At 52.3% G+C, this 23,263-nt stretch carries 27 protein-coding genes and 1 pseudogene; 7 read left to right on the top strand and 21 right to left on the bottom strand.

Going from position 1 to position 23,263, the window contains the following annotated elements; all coding sequences use genetic code 11:
* Window positions 1–4: 4 nt before the first annotated feature.
* The gene (locus ACR02O_RS09830; protein ID WP_494523279.1) at window positions 5–2,254 is read right to left on the bottom strand and encodes a heavy metal translocating P-type ATPase; all 2,250 of its coding nucleotides are present in this window, start codon (window positions 2,252–2,254) and stop codon (window positions 5–7) included.
* A gap of 52 nt (window positions 2,255–2,306) precedes the next feature.
* Window positions 2,307–2,516, bottom strand: a complete 210-nt coding sequence (locus ACR02O_RS09825; protein WP_494523278.1) for a heavy-metal-associated domain-containing protein — start codon at window positions 2,514–2,516, stop codon at window positions 2,307–2,309.
* A 120-nt stretch (window positions 2,517–2,636) separates the two neighbouring features.
* Between ACR02O_RS09825 and ACR02O_RS09820 the strand changes: the two genes are divergently transcribed.
* Genes ACR02O_RS09820 through mutM form a run of 4 tightly spaced genes read left to right on the top strand, consistent with a single transcriptional unit; the run spans window position 2,637 to window position 5,756 of the window.
* Window positions 2,637–3,842 (top strand): EAL and HDOD domain-containing protein, encoded by a 1,206-nt coding sequence (locus ACR02O_RS09820; RefSeq protein WP_445368490.1) that lies wholly within the window; start codon window positions 2,637–2,639, stop codon window positions 3,840–3,842.
* A gap of 28 nt (window positions 3,843–3,870) precedes the next feature.
* Window positions 3,871–4,308, top strand: a complete 438-nt coding sequence (locus ACR02O_RS09815) for a rhodanese-like domain-containing protein (protein ID WP_458137037.1) — start codon at window positions 3,871–3,873, stop codon at window positions 4,306–4,308.
* Between the two features lies 1 nt (window position 4,309).
* Window positions 4,310–4,933: a high frequency lysogenization protein HflD gene (gene hflD / locus ACR02O_RS09810; RefSeq protein ID WP_171695979.1), complete on the top strand. Its 624-nt coding sequence runs from the start codon at window positions 4,310–4,312 to the stop codon at window positions 4,931–4,933.
* A 7-nt stretch (window positions 4,934–4,940) separates the two neighbouring features.
* Window positions 4,941–5,756 carry a bifunctional DNA-formamidopyrimidine glycosylase/DNA-(apurinic or apyrimidinic site) lyase gene (mutM, locus tag ACR02O_RS09805; protein ID WP_458137036.1) on the top strand — a complete coding sequence of 272 codons (816 nt, stop codon included), beginning with the start codon at window positions 4,941–4,943 and terminating at the stop codon, window positions 5,754–5,756.
* 5 nt (window positions 5,757–5,761) lie between these two features.
* On the opposite strand, the gene ACR02O_RS09800 is transcribed toward mutM, so the two are convergent.
* Complete coding sequence (locus tag ACR02O_RS09800; protein WP_458137035.1) at window positions 5,762–7,465, bottom strand: ATP-binding SpoIIE family protein phosphatase; 1,704 nt, start codon at window positions 7,463–7,465, stop codon at window positions 5,762–5,764.
* Between the two features lie 75 nt (window positions 7,466–7,540).
* On the opposite strand from ACR02O_RS09800, the gene ACR02O_RS09795 reads away from it, so the two are divergent.
* Window positions 7,541–7,912: a DUF6164 family protein gene (locus ACR02O_RS09795; protein ID WP_458137034.1), complete on the top strand. Its 372-nt coding sequence runs from the start codon at window positions 7,541–7,543 to the stop codon at window positions 7,910–7,912.
* A 7-nt stretch (window positions 7,913–7,919) separates the two neighbouring features.
* On the opposite strand, the gene ACR02O_RS09790 is transcribed toward ACR02O_RS09795, so the two are convergent.
* From ACR02O_RS09790 to ACR02O_RS09730, 13 genes and pseudogenes are all read right to left on the bottom strand, one after another.
* Entirely contained in the window at window positions 7,920–8,156 is a 237-nt protein-coding gene (locus ACR02O_RS09790) for a TIGR02647 family protein (protein WP_171695983.1), read from the bottom strand.
* Window positions 8,157–8,180: 24 nt separating this feature from the next.
* A complete protein-coding gene (locus tag ACR02O_RS09785; protein WP_494523277.1) occupies window positions 8,181–8,984 on the bottom strand; it encodes a DUF3530 family protein in 804 nt (267 codons plus the stop codon).
* Window positions 8,981–9,730: an IS5 family transposase gene (locus ACR02O_RS09780; RefSeq protein WP_129871393.1), complete on the bottom strand. Its 750-nt coding sequence runs from the start codon at window positions 9,728–9,730 to the stop codon at window positions 8,981–8,983. Before ACR02O_RS09780 ends, ACR02O_RS09785 begins: the two co-directional genes overlap by 4 nt.
* 90 nt (window positions 9,731–9,820) lie before the next feature.
* Window positions 9,821–10,396 (bottom strand): annotated as a pseudogene (locus tag ACR02O_RS09775) (IS5 family transposase); the annotation flags it as partial.
* Between the two features lie 86 nt (window positions 10,397–10,482).
* Window positions 10,483–11,553 (bottom strand): AI-2E family transporter, encoded by a 1,071-nt coding sequence (locus ACR02O_RS09770; protein WP_033155782.1) that lies wholly within the window; start codon window positions 11,551–11,553, stop codon window positions 10,483–10,485.
* A gap of 18 nt (window positions 11,554–11,571) precedes the next feature.
* A complete protein-coding gene (locus ACR02O_RS09765; RefSeq protein WP_494523276.1) occupies window positions 11,572–12,207 on the bottom strand; it encodes a DedA family protein in 636 nt (211 codons plus the stop codon).
* A 67-nt stretch (window positions 12,208–12,274) separates the two neighbouring features.
* A complete protein-coding gene (locus ACR02O_RS09760) occupies window positions 12,275–12,595 on the bottom strand; it encodes a cold shock domain-containing protein (protein WP_051669653.1) in 321 nt (106 codons plus the stop codon).
* Between the two features lie 355 nt (window positions 12,596–12,950).
* Window positions 12,951–13,313: a hypothetical protein gene (locus ACR02O_RS09755; RefSeq protein ID WP_033155415.1), complete on the bottom strand. Its 363-nt coding sequence runs from the start codon at window positions 13,311–13,313 to the stop codon at window positions 12,951–12,953.
* Between the two features lie 105 nt (window positions 13,314–13,418).
* Complete coding sequence (locus tag ACR02O_RS09750; RefSeq protein WP_064007374.1) at window positions 13,419–13,826, bottom strand: ketosteroid isomerase-related protein; 408 nt, start codon at window positions 13,824–13,826, stop codon at window positions 13,419–13,421.
* A 62-nt stretch (window positions 13,827–13,888) separates the two neighbouring features.
* On the bottom strand, window positions 13,889–14,425 hold the full coding sequence (gene cobO, locus ACR02O_RS09745; protein ID WP_033155417.1) for a cob(I)yrinic acid a,c-diamide adenosyltransferase: 537 nt from the start codon (window positions 14,423–14,425) through the stop codon (window positions 13,889–13,891).
* Window positions 14,426–14,618: 193 nt separating this feature from the next.
* Window positions 14,619–15,437 (bottom strand): hypothetical protein, encoded by an 819-nt coding sequence (locus tag ACR02O_RS09740; RefSeq protein WP_033155418.1) that lies wholly within the window; start codon window positions 15,435–15,437, stop codon window positions 14,619–14,621.
* A 112-nt stretch (window positions 15,438–15,549) separates the two neighbouring features.
* Window positions 15,550–16,335, bottom strand: coding sequence for a hypothetical protein (locus tag ACR02O_RS09735; RefSeq protein ID WP_033155419.1), 786 nt, complete (start codon window positions 16,333–16,335; stop codon window positions 15,550–15,552).
* An 85-nt stretch (window positions 16,336–16,420) separates the two neighbouring features.
* Window positions 16,421–16,750, bottom strand: coding sequence for a hypothetical protein (locus ACR02O_RS09730; RefSeq protein WP_033155420.1), 330 nt, complete (start codon window positions 16,748–16,750; stop codon window positions 16,421–16,423).
* 133 nt (window positions 16,751–16,883) lie between these two features.
* Here ACR02O_RS09730 and ACR02O_RS09725 point away from each other — a divergent pair, with 133 nt between their 5' ends.
* Entirely contained in the window at window positions 16,884–17,828 is a 945-nt protein-coding gene (locus ACR02O_RS09725) for a ribokinase (protein WP_033155421.1), read from the top strand.
* Here ACR02O_RS09725 and ACR02O_RS09720 read toward each other — a convergent pair.
* The 4 genes from ACR02O_RS09720 to ACR02O_RS09705 are packed head-to-tail and all read right to left on the bottom strand — an operon-like array spanning window position 17,825 to window position 21,446.
* The gene (locus tag ACR02O_RS09720) at window positions 17,825–18,643 is read right to left on the bottom strand and encodes a GntR family transcriptional regulator (RefSeq protein WP_033155422.1); all 819 of its coding nucleotides are present in this window, start codon (window positions 18,641–18,643) and stop codon (window positions 17,825–17,827) included. The genes ACR02O_RS09725 and ACR02O_RS09720 overlap by 4 nt on opposite strands.
* Before the next feature lie 19 nt (window positions 18,644–18,662).
* Window positions 18,663–18,929: a SemiSWEET transporter gene (locus ACR02O_RS09715; protein ID WP_033155423.1), complete on the bottom strand. Its 267-nt coding sequence runs from the start codon at window positions 18,927–18,929 to the stop codon at window positions 18,663–18,665.
* A gap of 10 nt (window positions 18,930–18,939) precedes the next feature.
* On the bottom strand, window positions 18,940–19,134 hold the full coding sequence (locus ACR02O_RS09710; protein ID WP_033155424.1) for a hypothetical protein: 195 nt from the start codon (window positions 19,132–19,134) through the stop codon (window positions 18,940–18,942).
* 5 nt (window positions 19,135–19,139) lie between these two features.
* Complete coding sequence (locus ACR02O_RS09705) at window positions 19,140–21,446, bottom strand: DNA translocase FtsK (protein ID WP_033155425.1); 2,307 nt, start codon at window positions 21,444–21,446, stop codon at window positions 19,140–19,142.
* A 171-nt stretch (window positions 21,447–21,617) separates the two neighbouring features.
* Between ACR02O_RS09705 and trxB the strand changes: the two genes are divergently transcribed.
* Complete coding sequence (gene trxB / locus ACR02O_RS09700; RefSeq protein ID WP_205450797.1) at window positions 21,618–22,574, top strand: thioredoxin-disulfide reductase; 957 nt, start codon at window positions 21,618–21,620, stop codon at window positions 22,572–22,574.
* A gap of 43 nt (window positions 22,575–22,617) precedes the next feature.
* On the opposite strand, the gene ACR02O_RS09695 is transcribed toward trxB, so the two are convergent.
* Window positions 22,618–23,190, bottom strand: coding sequence for a methyltransferase family protein (locus tag ACR02O_RS09695; protein ID WP_240348015.1), 573 nt, complete (start codon window positions 23,188–23,190; stop codon window positions 22,618–22,620).
* Window positions 23,191–23,263: the final 73 nt, after the last annotated feature.

The following is a 23,263-nucleotide window of genomic DNA, read 5'->3' as shown; positions in this document are numbered from 1 at the left end:
GCTCCTACTGAACATCCAGCTTAATCCAGCGCAATCGGTTGGCATTGCTGACGACCGTGACCGATGACATGGCCATGGCCGCGCCGGCAATCATCGGGTTCAGCAACAAGCCAAATAACGGATACAGTAAACCGGCCGCAACCGGAATGCCGATAGTGTTATAAAAAAACGCACCCAACAGATTTTGCTTGATATTGGCCACCGTCAATGTCGACAGCGCCATCGCCTCGGACACCTTTAATAAGGAGCCTTGCAGCAACACAATGTCGGCGCTTTCGATAGCCACGTCGGTGCCGGTGCCAATCGCAAAACCGACATCCGCTTGCGCCAGGGCCGGCGCGTCGTTGATACCGTCACCGACCATGCCGACAATTTCGCCTTGCTGTTGCAAGGCTTTTACCACGGCGGCTTTGTCTTGTGGCAAGACTTGCGCTCGGACTTCGCTGATTCCGGCTTGCGCCGCTATCGCTTGCGCGGTGATCTCGTTGTCGCCCGTCACCATCAGCACGCGGATACCCTGCTTCCGTAATTGCCGTACCGCTGTGGCGGAATCGGGTTTAATCGGGTCTGCGACAGACACGATGCCAACGACAGAATTTTCGACGGCCAAAAACATTGGCGTCTGGCCTTTTGCCGCCAATTCGGCCATTTTGTCGCGATGCTTGCTATCGTCGATGCCATGTTCCGCCAGCAACGCGGCATTGCCGAACAAACATTGCCGATCCGCGATGCGGCCGGCGATACCGTGCCCGGCCACGGCCTGAAATTTTCTGACCTTCTCCAACTTAAGCTGTTTTTGTTCGGCAGCCGCCAGTATCGCTGCGGCCAAGGGATGTTCGGACCCCGATTCCAGAATGGCGGCATACTGCAACACCTGAGCTTCGTCGACATCGCCAAAAGCAATCACCTCCGCCAGACTGGGCTTACCGGCAGTGACGGTGCCGGTCTTATCCAAAATCAGACAAGTCAACTTGCCGGCGCTTTGCAAGGCTTCGCCTTTGCGGATCAATATACCGATTTGCGCGGCACGACCGACCGCGACCATCACCGAAATCGGCGTCGCCAAACCCAGCGCGCACGGGCAAGCGATTACCAATACCGTCATCGATGTGACAAACGCATAACCCAGAGCCGGGTCTGGGCCGATACTCAACCAAATTAAAAAAGTCAGTACCGATATGCCCACCACGGTGGGGACAAATACCGCGGAAATCTTGTCGGCCAGTTTGGCGATGGCCGGCTTGCTGTTCTGCGCTTGCCGCACACTTTGAATAATCTGCGCCAAAGCCGTATCGCGGCCGATGCGGGTCGCGCTGAATAAAAAACTGCCTTGCTGATTAATCGTGCCGGCGGCGACACTGGCACCTTCGACTTTCTCAACCGGCATCGATTCGCCGGTGAGCATGGATTCGTCGATAGTCGAGTGGCCTTCCAATACCACCCCGTCCACGGCGACTTTTTCGCCGGGTCTAACCCGTAAGATTTCGCCCAGACCGACTTGCTCAATAGGAATATCAATCTCCTGCCCTTCGCGCACCACGCGAGCGGTGCGGGGTTGCAAGCCAATCAATGCGCGTATCGCCGCCGAGGTTTTACCTCGTGCGCGCGTTTCCAGCGCACTACCCAGATTGATGAAGGCCAAAATCACCGCAGAGGCTTCGAAATAAGCGTGCGCGGACAGCGAAGGCAGCTGACTGGAATAATCGATGACAATACAGGAATACAGCCACGCCGAACCGGTACCCAGCGCGATCAGGGTGTCCATATTGGCTTGCTTAACGAGCAGCAATTTCAGCGCGCTGTGGAATAAATGTCCGCCGGAATAAAACATCACCGCCAACGTCAACAGGGCCACCTCGGACCAAAACACCGTGCCGGCGGCACTGCCCATGGCCGGAAACCAGTCCAGATGTGCGCCCAGCATCAAAGGCAGACCCAATGCGCCTGCCACGCCAGCTTTTCGCAGCAGGTCGCGATAACGCTCTTCTTCCTGCTTTTCCTCTTCACTCGGGTCTTCCAAGCCTTCCATCACCGCCGCATCGTAGCCGGCGGATTTTAAGGCCTGCTTCATGGCTTGATGATCGGGATCGCCGCCGACGGTAGCAGAGTGGTCGGCAAAATTGACGGTGACGGACGCAACCCCCGGCACCGATTGCAAGGCGGTTTCCACTGCACTGACACAGCCGGCGCAACGCATGCCGAGTATGGAAAGGCGTATTTCCTGCTGCTGTTTAGTCGATTGATCTAAAGTCATGACGATTCCCAAGCAATATCGTGTTGATCCGTAGGCAAACGCCGATACGGTTTTATTCGACCTTGAAACCGGCGTCGATGATAACGTCTTCGATTTCGTCCAAGTCGGTTTGCGCCGGATCAAATTCAACTTCGACCCGTTTGTCTTTATGCGAGGCCTGCACCGTTACCACACCGGCAATCGCCGATACCTTATTGACGATGCTGCTCTCGCAACCGCCGCATTTCATACCGCTTACTGTTAACGTTGCTGATTCGGACATGTTGATCTCCTTATAATTGAAATTAAGAGCGGCCGGCCATTCTCGACTTAAACTGTTTGAACATGGTATAAGGCGCGACCTATTCGCATGATAGTGCAATGATCGGGAGCCCGTAAATAAATGACAGATTTTCTGATTGGCAGACAGCAAATTCTGGACCGCCATCTGGACACTTTCGCCTACGAGATTTTATTCAGGGGCAAAGATTTCGATCTCAGTTTGAAAGATGGTGCCGCCAACGCCACAAATCAAGTTATCACCGATACGCTGCTGGAAATCGGCCTGAACGAACTGGTCGGCCCCCACAAAGCCTTCATTAATTTCACCACGCAAAACATCCTAGACAAAACGCCGCTGCATCTGCCCAAAGAGCGTATCGTCATCGAAGTATTGGAAAGCGTTACTATCGATGACAACATTGTCGCCAACCTGAAAGAATTATCACAACTGGGCTATACCATCGCGCTGGACGACTTCGTCTTGTCCCCGGAGTGGCTGCCCTTGCTGGAGTTTGCCGATATTATCAAGCTGGATGTGATGGCCGACGGCCTGGACGGCACCCGGCAACTGATTGAACAGCTAAAACCCTATAAACTCAAATTGCTCGCGGAAAAAGTCGAAACGCATCAGGAGTTTGAAACCCTACGCGAATGGGGTTGCGAGCTGTTTCAAGGCTTTTTCTTCAGTAAACCCAATATTGTGGAAGGTAAACGGCTAGGCGTCAGCCAAACCGCCGCCATCCAATTACTGTCGGCCGTGAACAAGGCGGACGCCAGTTTTGCGGAAATCGGCAAGATTATCTCGCAAGACGTTGGGATGAGTTTTAAATTGCTACATTATTTAAATTCGGCGTTTTTCGGCTTGCCGCAAAAAATAGAATCCATTCAGCATGCCATAGCTTGCCTGGGACTGGTCGAGATCAAACGCTGGGTGAATATTCTGGCCTTATCTTCCATGTCCGGCAAACCGTCCTCGGTGCTGCAAAACGTGCTGATCCGCGCCAAAATGTGTGAATTAATAGCGCGAGAACTTAAAGACGATCAGGAACACTATTTTTTAATCGGCATGCTGTCGGGTTTGGACAGCCTGTTGGACATGCCGGCGAACAAAGTATTGGAACAATTGCCGCTGGCGGAAGATGTTGACGATGCCATTTTGAAATATCGCGGCAACGCTGGCGAAGCGTTACAATTCTGCATCGCCTACGAGCGCTGGGAGCCTGGCCTTGGCACCTTCCGCGGCATAAATCCCGAGTGTATCGCCAATATCTATCTGGAGAGCATAGACTGGTGGGCGACGCGCATTTTACCTTTCTTGGCCGCTTGAGCCATTTACCCCACCTACCGACATCATCATGAAACTGAGACTGACTTTATTCTGGCTAGGCTGTCTATTCGCGGCCCATCTTTACGCCACCGAACTAGGCGTGGTGACGGCAGAACAACTCATAAACATGCAGCAAAATCAGAATGCGCTGGTCGTGGATGTGCGTACCGCGCCGGAATGGCAAGCCACCGGCGTCATCGCCAACAGCCAAAAACTGGAATCCTTTGACGGCAACGGCTACTTCGACCAGGAAAAATGGCTGGCCAACTTGGAAAAACTGAAATCGTCGCCCGACCAACCAATCATTTTGGTTTGCCGTTCCGGGAATCGGAGCGGCAAGATCGGCCAAATCCTCACCGAACAGCTGGGTATGAAAAATGTCTATCATTTGTCTAACGGAATCCAGTCATGGATCAAAGACGGCCGCCCGGTTAAAGCCGATTGTTTGACTACCGCCTGTAAGTAACATGTCCCTGAACACGCTCAGTAACCAAACCATCGCGCTGGCCGGCATCGCCCAAGCCTGCTCCTTGGTGCATCAGCTTGCCGGCACCGGCACTTGTCCAAACGCCGCATTGGAAGCCAGCATCAGCAGTTTGCTGAAAATAGACGCGGACAGCGTGATTGATGTCTACGGCGGCTTGATCGGTATCGAACACGGCTTACAACAGCTCACGACCCAGCTCGGCAGCCGGGTGCTGGCCAGTCCGGAACAGGCCCGATACGCAGCACAGATTGTCTATTTGCAAAAACAGTTGAACAAACAGCCGGACATGCAAAAAACCATACAAGCCGGCGTCAGCAAGGCTCAAGCTCAAACCGAACATTTCGGCGTGCTGCATGAAAATGTGCTGGCCAATCTGGCCGATGTGTACCACAGCACCATCAGTACCCTGCAACCGCGGATCATGGTGCAAGGCGATCAGCAATATCTGGGCAACCAAAGTACTGTGAATAAAATACGCGCCTTACTGTTGGCTGGCATACGCGCCACTTTATTGTGGCGGCAATGCGGCGGCAGCCGTTGGAAGCTATTGTTCTTCCGCAAAAAAATCCAGGACGAAGCCCAGTTTTTACTCACCCAAATTTGACGCCAACATGCCGGAACTACCCGAGGTCGAGACCAGTCGGCGCGGCATAGCGCCGCATATTACCGGCAAAACCTTTAAAGCCGTGATTGTGCGTCACCCGCAGTTGCGTTGGCCGGTTCCTGAGTCCCTGACCACCGATTTGCCGGGCCAGCGTCTGGACGCTGTCGAGCGGCGCGGCAAATATTTATTACTCGGCACGGGGCGCGGCACGCTGATCCTGCATCTGGGCATGTCGGGGAATCTGCGCATCACCACACCCGAGCAAACGCTGCGCAAGCACGACCACATCGACTTCATTTTTGCCGACGATACGGTACTGCGCTTTAACGATCAGCGGCGCTTCGGCGCGGCCTTGTGGACTGCCGAAGATCCGATGTTGCATCCCTTGCTGGCCACGCTGGGGCCTGAACCGCTCTCCGCGGTATTCGACGCTAACTATTTGCGGCAGCGGGCGGCAAACCGCGCGGTGCCGATCAAATCATTGATTATGGACAGCCATGTCGTGGTGGGCGTGGGAAATATTTATGCCAGCGAAGCCTTGTTCTTAGCAGGCGTACAGCCGATGCGCTGCGCCGGAGAACTGGATACGCCGGCGTGCGAAGCGTTGGTGGCGGCGATCAAAACCGTATTGCAACAAGCCATCGATAAAGGGGGCACCACGTTGCGCGACTTTAGCAATGCCGAGGGCAAACCCGGTTATTTCAAACAATCCCTAAATGTGTACGGTCGCGGCGGACAAGCCTGCCTGCGCTGCGAGGAACCAATTCAGCAACTCAAAATAGGTCAACGAGCCAGCTACTATTGCGGCAATTGCCAACACTAAGCCCGTTAATGCCGCCAATCGAAAACGGCGGTTACGCGATTGCCGCAACCGTGGTAGCTCAGGCTGCTGCATAAAGTCTCCAGCATGATAATGCCGCGGCCGCAGTAAGCCTCATCACTCTTCCGCAAACCGATGCGCCGTCGCCAATCGAAGCCATTGCCGCTATCGACGACTTTAACGATCAAGCGGCCACCGTATTCGGTCGCATGATGGATAAACGATAAGCGGATTTTGCCGCGCTGTAGCTGTTGCAAGCGTTCGTCCTTCATCGCATAAAAGCGCATAAAGCCTTCCGGACTGCTCTTCAGAGCCGAATCCAAGCCCAGCACGCCATGGTCCAGCGCATTCGCGAACAATTCACTGACTATCATGAAAATATCCTGGCGATAATTCTGTAAACCCTGGATTTCCATGACGGTGTTGACCATGACCGGCACCGGATTGATCAGGCGCAAACTATCGATGTCAAATTCCAGTACCTGCTTCCAGGTCGTCGCGGCGGTCCGCTGCCGGGGAAGCCGGACTTCTCGCCGCCCCCAGGGCACGCTATCGACCGCACAGCTCAAAATAACCAGGGTATTGTCATCTTTCTGAATCGCACCGCCGGTGTGCGCTTCAAGGCTGGCCTGCAAATTTTTGATGGCGTCGGATTTACTTTGCCGGATAGCATTAAGAATGCGTTCCCCGCCGAAAAGCTCACCTTCAGCATTTTCCGCCTCAAAAATGCCATCCGTGAGCAGATATAAACGCTGATTCTCGCTTACCCGATGCAGTTGCTCTTCGATGTCAATCGAAGGCTGAATACCCAGCGGAATATTCAAAGAGCGTATCGCCAAAAAACTGTTGTCGGCATGATTGACTAAAAAATGCTCGGGTAGCCCGCAGGTAATGCTTTTCATCGACGACGACTCGGGATACAGCGCCACCACCGTCGCCGCCAAAAAGCGGTTGGCCGGCAACACCCGATACAGTTTGGCGTTAATTTCGGTAACGATTTCGTTAATATCGAAACCTTTCCGCGTCATGCCATAGAAAATATCCGCCAGCGGCGTAGCGGCTATCGATGCCGACAAACCGTGGCCGGTAAAATCGCCCAACAGCACATGCAAATGATTTTCCGGGGTTTTGGCAATCAACACCAAATCGCCGTTAAACAAGGCCATCGGCGACATCACCACTTCCACGGCTTCAGTTTCCAGAAAGTCGGCTTTTAACACGTCGTTGAACAGTTTGGCCGCGACTTCATGTTCCAGGTCGGAAGTCTGCCAATAATCGAGCAACAGCGTTTTTTGCGCGTGCTCGTGCTGATACAACATGCGCAGTTTTAACGACGACCGTATTTTTAACAGCAATAAATGCTGATTGACCGGTCGACAAATGACGGCGTCGATCTCAACCGCAGCGCAATGGTCCAGCAGCGTGTCGGTTAAATCATCGGCAATCAATATGATAGGCAGGTAGGAGTCGGCCGCATCGCGCATATCGGCTACCTGCCGCCAAGGCCAATCTCGACAGGCAATAATCAGTAAATCCACCGGCGCATTTGTCAGCAGCTCCATCACCTCTTCCACACTCGACGCCACCGCACAGCGAAAATCCTGCGCGCGCAGCACGCCTTGCAAACTATCTGCACTTGGCTTTGCTCCAGCATCCTCCAGCAAAACAACAGAGGTCTGAGCAGGCAGTGGAAATGAGTTCGGATGATTCATTCTGAAGAGTTTGCTCGCCGCTCGATGCACGCTTATTGATTTATAATTTGTGCTTCTTACACCATGCGACTGGCTATGACGATTTTATTTTTCTCGCTAAGAGGGGTACCCACGGACGAAGCGGACGATGTTCGGCAGTTACTGGCCGACAACGATATTGAATTTTACGAAACGTCAGCAGGCAACTGGGGCATTTCCATGCCGGCTATCTGGCTTTATCAACGCGATGACGTCGATAAAGCCAGACAATTATTCAACAAATACCAACAAGAACGCGCCCTAAACCAACGCGCACTGTACCGGCAATTGAAGGCGCAAGGCGAATACCAAGGCTTTTTCCGCCACAATCTGAACAAGCCCATCCGATTTCTCGGCTATAGCCTGCTCATAGTCCTGATTTTTTACGTCTCTTTGAAATGGTTGTTCGAGCTGGGCCTAGGCCTTTGAATTGTCGTTAGTTAGACTGCAATATCGTCAACATCCGTTGGGCGTGTTCCGCCACTTCTATACCCAGGTCGGTCAGATACCCGCCGTCATGCTGGGTAACCAAACCTTTGTCGAACAGACGTTGCGCCGCAGCAATCAATACCGGCTCAGCATTGCCATGCACCTTGACGCCTTCTTGTACGGACTCCAGATTGAACAAGGATAAAAATTTAATTTCCGCGACCAATTCTTCGGTTAAAAGCATGTGTTACACCCTTTGTAATAATTATTAATCTTCGCTGACCGTCGTAGTCAGCCAACTGTATACGCGCTTTACAAGCAAATCGTAATCTTGTTGATAGCCGTGATCCTCGCCATCCATTCTTATCTGCCGATACACCGGATTATCTTTACCGGCCATACGCCGTTGCCGGGCGCTATTGAGCACTGCCGGTAAATCAAACTCGGCATAGACATCCAAAAAAGGCAATTGCACTTTTTTAATCAAATCGAGGCTTTGCGCCTGTGTTGCAGTGGTTTGCGGCACGGGCAAACTAATCGATACCAGCGCCGTCACGTCATTGGGTTTATCGGCAAGCCTGGACGCGGCCATCAAAGCGCCCATGCCGTAGCCGACAATTGCGATATGTTTCGCACCGTTTTTCAGCAGATGCTCGACAGCCGCATCAATCCGTCCACGTGCTTCCTCGAACAGCGGGTAATAGTCTTCAGCCTGCGCGCCGCTTTCCCTGATAGGCATTTGTAAGGCAAGCGTCGCCCAATTATGCATCGGCAACGTGGTTCGCAAGCGATGAATCAAGGGCTTGGCATCGGGATGTTCGCCCATATCGTGCAGTACGATTGCCACTTGGCTGTTGTCGGTCTTTTCGGCTTCCGTAAAGAGCGCCAGAAAGGTCTTGTCGGCGGATTTCAACCAAGTCGCCTGCCCCACGGGCAATTGTTGCTGAATAGCCGCAGCAAAGTCCTGCTCTCTGCGGCTATCGGTCGCAAACACCGATGTCGAAACTAGCAATAATGCCGTAAATAACGACGCATTGCGCATAGCCAACACTAGGGGCTGTTGCCGTTTCACATCGGTAACCATATAAATGCACAAGCCAGGGCGATAGCACCTTCAAAATTGCGTTTTAGTTTGTCATATCGGGTGGCAATAGCTCTAAAATGTTTCAGTCGCGCAAATACGTTTTCAACGAGGTGGCGATATTTATAGAGACACCAGTCCATTTCCTCATTCCCGACTATTGAATTTTGTTTTCTTGGGATGATGGGGACTGTGCCTTGGTCTCGAATTTGAATCCGTAACGGCTCGCTGTCATACCCTTTGTCTGCAATCATGTAGCCCGCCTGGGGGAGCTTGGCCACAAATTCCGGCGCTTCTTTGCAGTCATGTACTTCGCCCCCCGTAATCGAGAACTGGATGGGAAGTCCACCGGCATCAACCGCCATATGGATTTTGGTCGTGTTGCCTGCGACCGATTTCCCGATGGCTGTTGGATTTTCATGGGCGCCGCCGCTACTGTGTTGATGGGCTTTAATAATGCTGCCATCAATAAATAGCCATTCCAAATCAGGCTCAATCACTAGCGCCTGAAAGATACCCCTCAGCTTTTCTTGCAGTGACCAGGCATTGAAGCGCTTGTACACGGCATTCCACTTGCCAAAAGCGACGGGCAAGTCTCGCCAAGGGCAGCCAACACGCAAACGATAAAAAATCCCTTCGACCGTTTGCCGAAGACCGGGTTTGTCGTAAATGCTGAAACTCAACATAATCGTTTTTAGCTTTTCCCAGTGGGTATCTGTAAGCAGTTGGCGTGGCATTCGCTAGTTATCGTTTGATTGAAAACTCAATCAATATGGCTCGCCAATCGATTTTCAAAGGGATTATGACAAAATGGCAACAGCCCCTATTGAATTTTGTTTTCTTGGGATGATGGGGACTGTGCCTTGGTCTCGAATTTGAATCCGTAACGGCTCGCTGTCATACCCTTTGTCTGCAATCATGTAGCCCGCCTGGGGGAGCTTGGCCACAAATTCCGGCGCTTCTTTGCAGTCATGTACTTCGCCCCCCGTAATCGAAAACTGGATGGGAAGTCCACCGGCATCAACCGCCATATGGATTTTGGTCGTGTTGCCTGCGACCGATTTCCCGATGGCTGTTGGATTTTCATGGGCGCCGCCGCTACTGTGTTGATGGGCTTTAATAATGCTGCCATCAATAAATAGCCATTCCAAATCAGGCTCAATCACTAGCGCCTGAAAGATACCCCTCAGCTTTTCTTGCAGTGACCAGGCATTGAAGCGCTTGTACGCGGCATTCCACTTGCCAAAAGCGACGGGCAAGTCTCGCCAAGGGCAGCCAACACGCAAGCGATAAAAAATCCCTTCGACCGTTTGCCGAAGACCGGGTTTGTCGTAAATGCTGAAACTCAACATAATCGTTTTTAGCTTTTCCCAGTGGGTATCTGTAAGCAGTTGGCGTGGCATTCGCTAGTTATCGTTTGATTGAAAACTCAATCAATATGGCTCGCCAATCGATTTTCAAAGGGATTATGACAAAATGGCAACAGCCCCTAACCTTTGCTGTAAAAACCGCTAAAGGTATAACGCTCATGGATATGCCGCAACAGCACCATAATCACCGACGCCACCGGCAAGGCCAACAAGACGCCTAAAAACCCGAACAGCTGACCACCCGCCAGTACAGCAAACATCACTGCTACGGGATGTAAACCGATTTTGTTTCCGACCAACCACGGCGTCAACAGCATGCCTTCCATGCTCTGACCCACCGCAAAAACGATCAACACCGGCAGTAAATGCATCGCATCCTGAAATTGCAGCAAGGCCGCGATGCAGGCAAAGACGATACCGGTTATAGCGCCCATATACGGCACGAAACTGACCAAGCCGGCCAGCATGCCGATCACCAAGGCCAGTTCCAGATCCACCAACCATAAGCCGACGCTGTAAATCACGCCCAGCGCCAGCATCACGTAAAACTGGCCGCGCATGAACGCACCCAACACCACGTCGGCCTCGCCGGCCAATTTGGCGACAGTGCCGGCAACGCGGCGTGGAAACAAATCGTGGATTCGCGCCACTAAGTCGTCCCAATCGCGCAGTAAATAGAAGGTAATCACCGGAATCAAAACCAGATTCATCACCCAACCAACGATCACCGCACCGGAATGGGAGACCGATTGAATCAGGTTCTCGGCAACGCCGTCGCCGTCTTGCCAATGACTCTTGATCAGATTAATCAATTGATCTTCGCGCAACGGTCTAATCGTGCGTCCCAGATATTTTTGCAAAACCGGCACGACCGATTTGTTTATCCAGTTTAAATAAGACGGCAGTTTGTCGATGAATTCGCTGATTTGATATTCCAGGGCAGGAATGATGACGATCAGCAGCGCCGCTATCGAAAAAATGATGCCGGAAAACACCACCATGACCGCCAGCGTCCGATTTAAACGCCAACCACGGAATTGCAAAGTTTCCAGCCTATCCACAACAGGATCGCCTAGGTAAGCGAGAATGGCCGCAAACGCAAAAGGCATCAGCACCGGCGCCAACACATACAATAGGCCGCCGAAAGCCAGTATAAAAGCCAGTACAAACCATTTTTGCGAATCGTTCATCTCTACCATCATGCGACCTTATTGCTTGGATTGTTTACGGGCTTTCCAAATTTCCAGCACTATCGGCAAGATCGAAATCAGCACGATGCCTAACACCACTAACTCAAAGTTTTTCTTCACCAGCGGAATATTGCCGAAGAAATAGCCGGCAAACACGCAAATTAACACCCATGCCACTCCGCCGATAATGTTATACAAAATGAAAGTGCTGTAAGGCATTTTCCCTATCCCGGCCACGAACGGCGCAAAGGTGCGCACGATAGGCACAAAGCGCGCCAGTACGATAGTTTTGCCGCCGTAGGTATCGTAGAACGCCTGGGCGCGGTCAAGATGTTCGCGGTTTACCCAACTGAGCGAATAGGCGCGTTGACCAATGCTGCGGCCTATCCAATAGTTGACGGTATCGCCCAGCACCGCCGCAGCTCCCAAGACGCCGAGCAATATCGGCAAATTGAAAGCATCCATTGCCACGAAGGCACCGGCGGCAAACAACAGGGAGTCACCGGGCAAAAACGGCATCACTACGAAACCGGTCTCGACAAAAATCACTAAAAACAAAATGGCATAGGTCAGCGTACCGTAGTCGCTGATGATATTGGCCAAATGTTTATCGATGTGCAGCAGAATGTCGGTCAAATAGTGTAGCCAGTCCATGTTTTACTCGTTTGGTTGAAAAATCTCGGTCAATAATATCTGCTACTAATGACAACTTTTCGGCGCGCTAGAAGAAATAAGCCGCTACTGCCCCGCTTATCAGAGCAAGTGCCGCCGCCAGCAACCATACCCACAGTTTAGGCTTACCGGATTTTTGCTCGTAAGGCACGCCTTCGATGCGCGCATTCACTGCTTTCAATTTACCGCCCGTATCACGGGCGACTTCATAAAACAACACATCGCCGCGCACCGGACGGCGAGCCATGCCTTTTAAAGAGGAAATATGTACAAAAATATCTTTGTCGCCGTTATCCGGCTGAATAAAGCCAAAACCTCTATCGTCTTTCCAGGTTTTTAAAACACCTTTCAGGATGGTCGTATCCGCCATCTTTTCACCTCTAGTTAATTATTATTTTTGTGTATTTTGTCTGAAAAATCCCGAAAACATAAAACCCGGCCTGGGCGCTTTTGATCGATTACGCCGCCTGACTTTGCGATTCCCGGTAAACCTGGCATCCGCTACTACGATGCGTTAGCTGTTTTACCAGCCAACGTGCCTGGCAAACGGCAGACGGTATTGCCGGTTCTGTTTGGATGGTTAATTTGCGAAGAAGACGACGACCACACCCGGCGTCGATATTCATAAAAGCACTGACAAATCGGCTAACGAAATCTTTCACCGCTAACCGATCAATGGGAGACAAGGCGACGTTTCCAGCTATCGCGCAAAACGCCGCCTTTGATTAAAATTTCTTGTCAATCAAAACCTTATCATCGATAACCAGCTTCGACACGCCTCCCAATGCCAAATGCAGGGTGCAGGATGCGGTTTTGAAGTTAGAGTCTTTCTCGCCTACCCATTCCATCGTGACATAGGTCGTTTTATCGGTATCGGTTTTGGACGGGAAATACACTTGGGTACCGGTTTTGTTTTCGATCAATTTCGGACATTTTTGGTTAGCCATTTCCTGCATGGCTACCAACGTGCGGATTTGCGCAGCGGCCTCTTTTTCCTCGTTGGATTGATCCTTGCTGACACCCACCAAGATAAAACCGGCTACAAACACCCCCACCACAGCGATCATCAATTTCTGTGTTTCACCCATTGTTGCTCTCCTCTGTTTTGTAGTTATTTTTTCGGCGAATCCGAATTGTTACCCTTCGGATTCTATGCCAATCGACCGGTATCGGCAATGCGCCTGACAAAAGCCTTACTGCGGATCCACCTGCGCAATCCAATCGCCTAAATTATAGTAGTTGGTGATGCGCGCGACTTTACCGTCGCGAATATCGAAAAACGCGCCGGCCGGCAAACGATAAGTTTGGCCGTTGGCTTCCGGCAGACCTTCGTCGGTATTCAGATATTCGCCCAATACCACAAACTCCGCTGCGCCGCGGGTGCCGTCTTCGTTAGCCATGATCACCATATCCACCAACTGTTCTTTGTAGTGGTGATTCATTTTTTTCATGAACTCGCCGAAAGCGGCCTTGCCTTGCTCGCGGTCGCCCTGGTTGATGTCATGTACCACATCGTCGGTCAACAAGCTCAGAAAGGTATCCATGTCGCCGCTGTTGAATGCTTGATAGTACTGTTCGATAAGTTTTTTTGCTTGTTGCATAGTGGTATTGGTGCCTGGATTAAAAACCGGCAATTCTGCCAGAAGCCCGGTTTTTTTTCAGCTTAAAATTCCACGCCCTGCTCGGCTTTGATGCCTGCGGCAAAAGCGTGTTTGATTCGGGTCATCTCGGTGACCGTGTCGGCTGCTTCGATGACTTCCGGTGCCGCATTGCGGCCGGTCATCACCAAGTGTAGCCAGGTGGGTTTATCGTTTTTGATGAAATCGGCGATTTCCTGGCCGCTGATCCAACCATAGCCGCAGCAGTAATTGATTTCGTCGAGGATTACCAAATCAAACTCTTCGGAGAGAATTTTTTGTTTGGCAAACTCCCAAATTTCCCGGCTGGTTTTAATATCTTGTTCCGGATTCTTGGTATCCCAGGTAAAACCATCGCCCAAGGCATGCCACTCGATTTCTTCGAATCGCGTCGCCGCCCGTTGCTCGCCGGTTTGCCACTGGCCTTTGATGAATTGAATCACGCAGACCTTCATGCCCCACCCGGCGGCGCGGAATACCATGCCAAACGCACTTGAGGACTTACCCTTACCTTCGCCGGTGTGTACCAGTACGACACCGTGCCTTCTATCTCTGGTTTTCATTAATTATGCTTCTCTGGCCGATTTAGCAGCCGCTCGTTCAAGTTGGCCGGGCATTGTAACAACTTAGTAGCTGCTACGAGACAGAAGCAGGGATGCGGCACCGCAACCGGTCAGGCGAAGGGCAAAAGCCGCAGTGAAGAATACTTTTGCCGCGCCTGCTTAAAGGCAATGGCGTGTCGATCTAGCCCAGGCACTACTTGCGCCGTACGGAATAGCCCAACATATACAATCCGGCAACAAAAGTCCAAAACGCGGCAGGTAACGGTACGGGCGCATAGCTAAAACCGCTGCCGCTCAGCAACTGATAGCGGCTATCGGCAATACCGAGATATACCAAACCGGTGTTCCCGAAATTGGCGGATGACTCGGTTACGGTGGGTTTGAAATAGCTACTGGCACCCGCTCCGACTTCCAGAAAAGCATCCAGTGAAATCAAGGTATTGACCGGCACCGAAAATGTCGCCACGCCGGTACACGACGCCAGCCATGAACAACTGAAGCTGCGCGGTGTATAACCATTTTCCGTGAAAGAAATACTGTCACCCGTACTTAGTTGCACAGCACCGCTGGCGGCCGCGGTGCCGGACAGTGCTCCCGACACCAAATAAGTCAAAGTCAGATCGATATTTCGACCGCTGGGGCCCACCAACTTGAAGTTATCGGCAAATGACACTTTGCTGCTGGCGCTGGCGACATTCGCGGCATAGGCTGTCGCACTGGCACTGGCACTGGCTTTCATTACGCCGGGAGTGACAAAACCGCCGGCGGCGGAGCGGTACGTCTCAACGTAACTACCCGGCCCACCCGCATTGGGTACTTGATACAACGCATCGACCGCAGACGATGAAGGGCTATTGATGTTGTTTAACACCTTGGAATCCGCATCGTAGGACTGACTGCCATAAGCGGCGTTCGCACTAGCGATCACGGTCAAGGATGTGGTGTACGCAGCTGCTGTTGGTGCATAAGCCAACACTGCACAAAGCGCCAGCAAAGACGAGAAGCGATTCATAAATGTCCTCTAATTGATTAACGTTGTTAAAAATGGTGGATGTCACAACTACCGGCCAGACTCAAAACGTGTGCCGGTGCGCTTAAACGCTACTTTGGAAGTCAGAAACGTTTCAGATACCGGCAGCAGCGGCCCATTGCAGACGCATCGCTCCGATTAGCGCCAATAATACCGATCCGAATAGCCAAGCCGAGGCTGGCAACGGCACTTGAGAAATCCCTGAAACGTTTGCGTAAGCATGAGTGGTAACCCTAAAAAATATGCGCCCGGTGCTCGTGGTTGGCAAAGTGACCGATAAGGTACCTCCAGCGCTGTCCGGCAAACTGCCGACAAAATTGGCGTTAAGAAACAGATCTTTTCGGGCTAGCAGCGATTGGTTAGGGTCGCCGAAATCATTGACCACCAGCACTACGGACGCCGATGCCACATCACTCGGTTCGCTACCGGGTATCAAACTGATATTCATGCTGTAATCGACCGAGAAGGTCGTCACCCCGCTGCCGGAACCAGTAAAGCTACCGGTGCGGGACGACTCAGTAACGACAGCATCGCCAAACGCTGGATCGAGATCCTGGGAATAGCTATATAGGACGTTGGGATCAACATCAGCTCGCGAGGTAAGCGAGCGAATACCGCTACCAGTTTGCAGGCTGGTTAGCGGCGTCACCCAATCGGACGAATAGGTACCGGTGCCATACGGCGTGTCCAGGCGCGTGCCCACGCCCGAAGATTTGTCGTACCAAGCGATGCCGGCATTCACATTGGTTCCAGACGTCACTCGGAAACTCCCCCAGTCAACGCTAACCTCGGCAGTTGCGTTCGCACTCGCGACGGCATTTGTATTGAAGACCACCAGATCGAGGATGGACAGGGTTAGTAATGCAGTTTTGACTTTCATAATATTTCCTTTGGAAATACGAAGCTTGGCTTCACCGGTCAGTTCGAATTTCTAAACGAACTGAAACGGTAGCATAAATAAAGGGCTACTCACTTGGACCAATGGCCAGATAACTGCAAACTACATCGACATCGGTTTCCAAACCTGTTTCGGTATTCGCTGCCGAAATGGCTATCAGGTCTCGGCCACCAGCCGCACCACCCGGAACGTACTCGATAGACCAAGGAACAAACGTAGTACCGGCGTTTGGCATACCTTCGGCGGAGTAGATACTAACGGTTACATCAGGTCTGGCCGAAAAAGGCGGCACACTGGCCCAGAGCAATCGGGTATGCGCGCCGCCCTCGCCTGGTGTCATGTTTTCCGTACCGCTGACGATTTGGGTGTTATTGATATTCAGAACTTGCTGGGTCATAGCTAATACTCCATCTTTTTGGTATTTAATTAAGTAACCATATAGATACCATTTAGATTTTTTTGCGTCAATCGTAAATTATTGGTTTTATTTCGGTACTATTTCACAGACTTTTTTCTAAAACGGAGATGTCGTGTCCATCCTAGTATTAGCCAGCTATGTCCATGCTCATTGCCTGAACGTTGAGCGCTTGCCTTGTTCGGGCGAATCCTTGCAAGCAACCGGCATGATCGAGGAACACGGCGGCAAAGGCTTGAATGTTGGCATAGCCGCGCATAGGCTTGGCGCTGAGGTGGCAATGCTATTGCCGCTGGGAATGGACTCGGCGGCGGATGAAGTAATTGAGCTCATCAAGAACGCGGGCATGAACAGCCGCTGGCTGCTGAAAACAGGCCCGCAATCCGGTTTTGGCGTGGGCTTTATCAGCCCGACCGGCGAGAACTTCCTGGCAGTCTATCCGGGCGCCAACACGCTGCTGAAAGAGGAACACGTCGAACAAGCCCTGGCCTCCCTGCCCCATCTCAATCTGATTTACGCCCAATTCGAAATCCCGGAAGCGCCGATCCGCAGGGCCTTCCAGATCGCTGGTCAGCGTGGTATCCGCACTATGCTGAACCCCTCGCCCTGGCGGCAACCTGATCCCGGCTTGTTAAAGCTGACCGATATTTTGGTGGTAAACGAAACCGAAGCCGCTGCATTATTCGGCCTAAGCAACAATGTGATCAGCCTGGCGCAGTGGCTGAGTAACTTATCCAAGTGGGCGCAACAAATTGCCTGGTCCGGGGAACTACTGGTGGTCACACTGGGTGAGGCGGGATGCGTGGCGTTAACGAAAGACGTGGTTCTTCACCAACCGGCTTGGCCAATAGCCGCACTGGACGCCACCGGCGCCGGCGACGCATTCAGCGCCGGTCTGGCAACTGCCTTGCTGAATAACCTGAGTTTAACCGAGGCTTTGAGACTAGCTAGTGCCAGCGGTGCCTGGGTTGCCAAGCATCATGGCGTATTGGGGTGCTTGCCGACACCAGCCGAGATTAATCATTTTATAAAAACCAATCCAATACCAAAATTAGTCTAGTTCGGCCGGATCTTCAGATTGACCCGGTAGGTATAGGCGTCGCCGCGAAACGTGCCTTCGACATACTCCACAATCTGCCCGTTGTCGGCGTAGGTCTTGCGCTTCAACAACAAGCAGGGACCCGGCTGGTCAAACCCGAATACGGCCGCTTCCGCGTCATCGCTGAGTACCGCTTCGATGGATTGTTCAGCGTGCACCAAGCCCAAGCCACATTGGAGCTCAAGGTATTGATAAGCGGAGCCTTCGCCGTTCCAATCAGCCAAAGCCGGCGCTACCGTTAGATCGTACCAAGCCACTTCGCGCGATAGCGGCATACCGTCTCCCAAGCGCACCCTTACCAAACGTAGAAATCGCGTAGACGCCGGACGATTAAAAATAGACGCGATAGTTCTATCGACGACAATCTTGTGCTCGAGAATTTGCGTAGACGGGATAACTCCCAACTCGCGCATTTCCTCGGTAAAACCTTTCAGTTTACCCATCTCCGGATTAATCCGCGAAGGTGGCGCCTTAACCGTGACGCCGGCGCGACCATGAGTAGCAATACAATCCTGAGCCCGCAATTCTTCATAACAACGCCGCACCGTGGTGCGACTAAGATCCAGCGCTTCCGCCAAAGCTCGCTCGGATGGCAGACTAAAACCATCTCCGAGCTCGCCGGACTGGATCATATCGGTGATGCGTCTTTGCAGTTGCTTGTAGACAGGCTCGGAAATGCCGGTATTCGGGCGAATTTTCTCAATGAAAGCACTGCTGTCATTGGCGGCGAAACTATCGGCTCTTATTTCGATATGGCTGGAAGCACTGGAAGACATTGTGGTTGACCCGGCATATTCATTTACGCAGCAGATTATGGATTTTAAAGCCCAAGATAGCCGCTGCCAGCAAAAAGGTAATAGCGTTGGCTACTATGATAGCTATATTCACCAAATAGATACCATAAATCAACCACAGCAACACCCCCAAGGTAAACATGCTGTACATGCCTAGTGACAAGGATTCGGTGTCGCGGGTTTTGAAGGTCTTAATTGCTTGAGGCAGAAAAGAAGCGGTGGTCAAAGTCGCCGCCAGATAACCGATTAACTCGGGAATTAGGTTCATGTCAGAAAAATCAAGCCGAGAAATGTTTCCAGCCGAAGTAGCTTAAGGCGACCAGCAATAATTGCGCGAAAGCCAACAGCCAGAAATAACCCAAAAACATCATGATCTTAACCGGCGTTTCCTGGCTTTGTTTAGAGCTGACTAACCAGCCGCCGATGCCGGAAACGGCAGCGACGACCAGCAAGCCTATAATGATAATACTCATTGCAATCAGCGCGGCGGGGGTGCCAATACCTCACGGGAGCCGTTGGTTTCCGGCATGCTGACCACGCCGGCGTTTTCCATGTCTTCGATGATGCGCGCCGCGCGGTTGTAACCGATTTTGAAACGGCGCTGCACGCTGGAGATAGACGCTTTGCGCGATTCGGTAACGAACGCCACCGCTTCATCGTAAAGCGCATCGGATTCGCTGTCTTCGCTGTCCAAACCGGCCACTTCGCCGCTATCGGTGCGCTCTTGAGTGATTTCGTCCAAATAATTGGTCGGACCGGTTTTTTTCAGGAACTCCACCACCCGATGTACCTCGTGGTCATCCACAAACGCACCATGGGCGCGCAACGGGATACTAGTGCCGGACGGCAGGAACAGCATGTCGCCGTTACCCAGCAAGGCTTCCGCACCGCCTTGGTCAATAATGGTCCGGGAATCGATGCGCGACGATACCTGGAAAGAAATTCGGGTCGGCACATTGGCTTTGATCAAACCGGTCAACACATCCACTGATGGACGCTGGGTTGCCAACACCAAATGAATACCGGCGGCTCGTGCCTTTTGCGCCAAACGGGCGATCAGTTCCTCGACCTTTTTACCGACCACCATCATCATGTCGGCCAACTCGTCGATGACGATGACGATGCTGGGTAGTGTGTCCAGCAAAGGATAGTCTTCCAATGCCACCGGCGTTTCCGGCCGGAATAGCGGGTCGCGAATCGGCTGACCGGCCGCTTCCGCTTCCCTGACCGCCTGGTTATAACCGGCCAGATTTCGCACACCCAATTTGGACATCAATTTGTAACGACGCTCCATTTCCGCCACCGCCCAACGCAAGGCGTTTTGCGCGTCCTTCATGTCGGTAACGACCGGCGTCAGCAAATGCGGGATGCCTTCGTACACCGACAATTCCAGCATCTTCGGGTCTATCATGATCATTCGCACATCTTCCGGCTTGGCTTTGTACAGCAAACTCAGAATCATGGTGTTGATCGCTACCGATTTACCGGAACCCGTGGTGCCGGCCACCAGCGCATGCGGCATTTTGCCCAGATCGGCCACCACTGGCGTGCCTGAAATGTCCTTACCCATCGCGATGCTGAGCTTGGATTTAGCCCGCTCAAACTCATCCGATACCAGTAAGTCGCGTAGCGAAACCATTTCCCGCTCTTGATTCGGAATCTCCAAACCAATCACCGATTTACCTTCGATAATCTCGACGATACGCACGCTGGTTACTGACAAACCGCGCGCCAAGTCTTTGGCCAGGCTGCTGATGCGGCTGACTTTCACACCGGCCGCCAAGCGTAATTCGAACCGGGTAATCACCGGTCCAGGCAATACCGCTTCCACTTCGGCGGCGATACCGTAATCCTGCAATACATCCTCGACTTGGCGGGAAATTTCTTCCAGCTCGGTTTTGGAATAGCGCTTCACCTTGATTTCACGCTTGTCCAGCAAAGACAAGGTTGGCAAGGCGTTGATGTAGGCGCCGGGCTCCATATCGTCCACGGGTTTGCTGTCTTTTCTACGCAAGGGTCTAACCGCGACAGCGGCAGAAGGTTGCGCGGCTTCTAGCACTTGAATTTGCGACTTTTTCGCGCGCTCTTCGGTTTTAACTTCGGATTGCTGATTACGCGGTTTTTTGGTTTCTTTTACAGGTTCGAGTCGCGCGGGTCTATCCGCGCGATAACGCTCGGGCACCTCAACTGCCTGCCGGCCCACAACCGAACAGGCCGTCATCGCGCATTTGCCGATAAACGCCATCATCGTCAGCCAGGACAAGCCGGTAAACAAGGTCACGCCGGTCATGAAAATGGCCAGTAACAACAGGGTAGAACCGGAATTGCCTAACAGATGTACCAAGGCGTCGCCAATTTCCCGCCCCAGAATACCCCCCGGGCTCTCCGGCAAATCCATCTTGGTACGCAGAAAATGCAGGTGCAAAAACAGAATCGCCGAGCCGGACACTGTAGTAGCCAGGAAACCTGCCGAGCGCGACGCCAGCGCCCACTGCCCACCGGTCTGGCGGGAACCTTGAAACAGGATGTAGCCATACCAGAAAATCATCACCGGAATCAGGTAGGCCATCAAGCCCAGAAAACTCAGTACAAAATCCGCCAGCCAGGCACCAAACAAACCGCAGGCGTTACTGATGGATTGATACGATGTGCTATGACTCCAACCCGGATCGTTGGAATTAAAAGTGACCAGGGCAATTAAAAAAAACAACGCACAACTCGAAAATCCCAGTAATGCGATTTCGCGATAGCCTCGCGAGGCTCTTTCTTCCACAACAGCAACCATAGTTGTCGGCTCACAATAAAAGCGTCACAAAACATGATTATAGATGATGTAAATCGATTTCACATTAGCTTTACCGGCCACGCCATTAAAAACCAGTCGGTAAATCGGTTTTATCGCGGGGGGAATGCCCTTATAATTTTGCTACCCTAACCCGCATGGAGACTCGAAATAATGGCTGCCGCAAAACATTGCAAACTCTTAATCCTAGGTTCCGGCCCGGCCGGTTACACCGCAGCCGTTTACGCCGCGCGCGCTAACTTGAATCCGGTGATGATCACCGGCATGCAACAAGGCGGCCAATTGACCACCACCACCGAGGTGGACAACTGGCCCGGCGACGTGGAAGGCTTGCAAGGTCCGGATTTGATGGAACGGATGCGCCTGCATGCCGAACGCTTCAATACCGAAATCATATTCGACCACATCCATACCGCCGATCTGTCGCAAAAGCCGTTTACCTTGACCGGCGATGCCGGCGTTTATACTTGCGATGCGTTAATTATCGCCACCGGCGCTTCGGCTAAATATCTGGGCCTGCCGTCCGAGGAAGCCTTTAAAGGCAAAGGTGTTTCCGCCTGCGCCACTTGCGACGGCTTCTTTTACCGCAACAAACCGGTCGCGGTGATCGGCGGTGGTAATACTGCTGTGGAGGAAGCACTGTATTTGTCTAACATCGCCTCCGAGGTGATCGTCGTGCACCGGCGCGATAAATTCCGTTCCGAAAAAATCTTGTCGGATAAACTGATCGAAAAATCAAAATCCGGCAACGTGCGTATCGAATGGAATCACGAGCTAGACGAAGTACTGGGTGACGACATGGGCGTTACCGGTCTGCGTATCAAGAGCACGCAGGACGGTAGCACCAGAGATTTGGACGTGCACGGCGTATTTATCGCCATCGGCCACACTCCGAACACCGACATTTTTACCGGCCAGTTGGAGATGGACCACGGCTACATCGTCGTTAAAAGCGGCATCCACGGCAATGCCACGGCCACCAGCGTACCGGGCGTATTCGCGGCTGGCGACGTGATGGATTCGCATTACAAACAAGCCATCACATCAGCCGGCGCCGGCTGCATGGCCGCTTTGGATGTGGAAAAATATCTGGACGAATTGACCGGCTAGGTCTATCCGCTATTGGGGCGGTTAAAACCGCCCCAATACGCTTTCAATATATCCAAGGCAACAACCGCCAGGTCGATAAGCAAAAATCGGCATAAACCGCACCGAACTCAGCCAGCAACATCCGCTCTTCTATCTCAATGCGCCGGGTAAACGCCCAAACCGTCGGCCCTAGCAACATCGCCAACGCCAGAACATCACCCATCGCCACTCCGGCAGCAAACAAGGCTATCAACAAGCCGGTGTAGGCCGGATGCCGTAGCCAACGGTAAGGCCCTTCTTTGATTAATCTGTGTTCTTGCTGTATCAGCACGTTAGTTGTGAAAAATCGGCCCAATTTCATCACCGCCACGTAACGCAAATAAAGCCCCGAAGCAAACAACAGCATGGCCAACATTTGCCTAGGCAGATAATCAATCCTTATAGGCGCCAACGCCAGATTTTTAAACCACAATGCCAGCGCCAGACTTGCCAAAATACTGATCCACAAAATGCGCTGCGAACGCCGCTCCGTATTCACGACCGGCCCGGCTTGCAGCACAGTACGGCGGGCCAAAGCAATTTCCGCCGCTATCCAAACCAGGCAAAGCACTAGCCACAAAATCCGTACCGATGTCATTAATCGCCCTCCGGCGCAGTGTGCGTGAAATGACGGGTATGCCAGGATCCCCGCGCCTCGTGTAACATACCGC

Source organism: Methylomonas sp. PHL2-19 (assembly GCF_059331595.1).
Note: the sequence above shows the minus strand (reverse complement) of the source record. Positions and strands in the feature narration are given on the sequence as shown.

Bases quoted from the DNA above. Each gene is read 5' to 3' on its own strand.
- ACR02O_RS09795 (WP_458137034.1), top strand. From the start codon at position 7,541: ATGACGATTTTATTTTTCTCGCTAAGAGGGGTACCCACGGACGAAGCG.
- ACR02O_RS09830 (WP_494523279.1), bottom strand. From the start codon at position 2,254: ATGACTTTAGATCAATCGACTAAACAGCAGCAGGAAATACGCCTTTCC.
- ACR02O_RS09710 (WP_033155424.1), bottom strand. From the start codon at position 19,134: ATGAGTATTATCATTATAGGCTTGCTGGTCGTCGCTGCCGTTTCCGGC.
- trxB (WP_205450797.1), top strand. From the start codon at position 21,618: ATGGCTGCCGCAAAACATTGCAAACTCTTAATCCTAGGTTCCGGCCCG.
- ACR02O_RS09750 (WP_064007374.1), bottom strand. From the start codon at position 13,826: ATGCAACAAGCAAAAAAACTTATCGAACAGTACTATCAAGCATTCAAC.
- ACR02O_RS09730 (WP_033155420.1), bottom strand. From the start codon at position 16,750: ATGACCCAGCAAGTTCTGAATATCAATAACACCCAAATCGTCAGCGGT.
- ACR02O_RS09740 (WP_033155418.1), bottom strand. From the start codon at position 15,437: ATGAATCGCTTCTCGTCTTTGCTGGCGCTTTGTGCAGTGTTGGCTTAT.
- ACR02O_RS09825 (WP_494523278.1), bottom strand. From the start codon at position 2,516: ATGTCCGAATCAGCAACGTTAACAGTAAGCGGTATGAAATGCGGCGGT.
- ACR02O_RS09815 (WP_458137037.1), top strand. From the start codon at position 3,871: ATGAAACTGAGACTGACTTTATTCTGGCTAGGCTGTCTATTCGCGGCC.
- ACR02O_RS09770 (WP_033155782.1), bottom strand. From the start codon at position 11,553: ATGAACGATTCGCAAAAATGGTTTGTACTGGCTTTTATACTGGCTTTC.
- ACR02O_RS09800 (WP_458137035.1), bottom strand. From the start codon at position 7,465: ATGAATCATCCGAACTCATTTCCACTGCCTGCTCAGACCTCTGTTGTT.
- mutM (WP_458137036.1), top strand. From the start codon at position 4,941: ATGCCGGAACTACCCGAGGTCGAGACCAGTCGGCGCGGCATAGCGCCG.
- ACR02O_RS09820 (WP_445368490.1), top strand. From the start codon at position 2,637: ATGACAGATTTTCTGATTGGCAGACAGCAAATTCTGGACCGCCATCTG.
- ACR02O_RS09705 (WP_033155425.1), bottom strand. From the start codon at position 21,446: ATGGTTGCTGTTGTGGAAGAAAGAGCCTCGCGAGGCTATCGCGAAATC.
- ACR02O_RS09695 (WP_240348015.1), bottom strand. From the start codon at position 23,190: ATGACATCGGTACGGATTTTGTGGCTAGTGCTTTGCCTGGTTTGGATA.
- ACR02O_RS09765 (WP_494523276.1), bottom strand. From the start codon at position 12,207: ATGGACTGGCTACACTATTTGACCGACATTCTGCTGCACATCGATAAA.
- cobO (WP_033155417.1), bottom strand. From the start codon at position 14,425: ATGAAAACCAGAGATAGAAGGCACGGTGTCGTACTGGTACACACCGGC.
- ACR02O_RS09735 (WP_033155419.1), bottom strand. From the start codon at position 16,335: ATGAAAGTCAAAACTGCATTACTAACCCTGTCCATCCTCGATCTGGTG.
- ACR02O_RS09790 (WP_171695983.1), bottom strand. From the start codon at position 8,156: ATGCTTTTAACCGAAGAATTGGTCGCGGAAATTAAATTTTTATCCTTG.
- ACR02O_RS09715 (WP_033155423.1), bottom strand. From the start codon at position 18,929: ATGAACCTAATTCCCGAGTTAATCGGTTATCTGGCGGCGACTTTGACC.
- ACR02O_RS09755 (WP_033155415.1), bottom strand. From the start codon at position 13,313: ATGGGTGAAACACAGAAATTGATGATCGCTGTGGTGGGGGTGTTTGTA.
- ACR02O_RS09720 (WP_033155422.1), bottom strand. From the start codon at position 18,643: ATGTCTTCCAGTGCTTCCAGCCATATCGAAATAAGAGCCGATAGTTTC.
- hflD (WP_171695979.1), top strand. From the start codon at position 4,310: ATGTCCCTGAACACGCTCAGTAACCAAACCATCGCGCTGGCCGGCATC.
- ACR02O_RS09780 (WP_129871393.1), bottom strand. From the start codon at position 9,730: ATGCCACGCCAACTGCTTACAGATACCCACTGGGAAAAGCTAAAAACG.
- ACR02O_RS09760 (WP_051669653.1), bottom strand. From the start codon at position 12,595: ATGGCGGATACGACCATCCTGAAAGGTGTTTTAAAAACCTGGAAAGAC.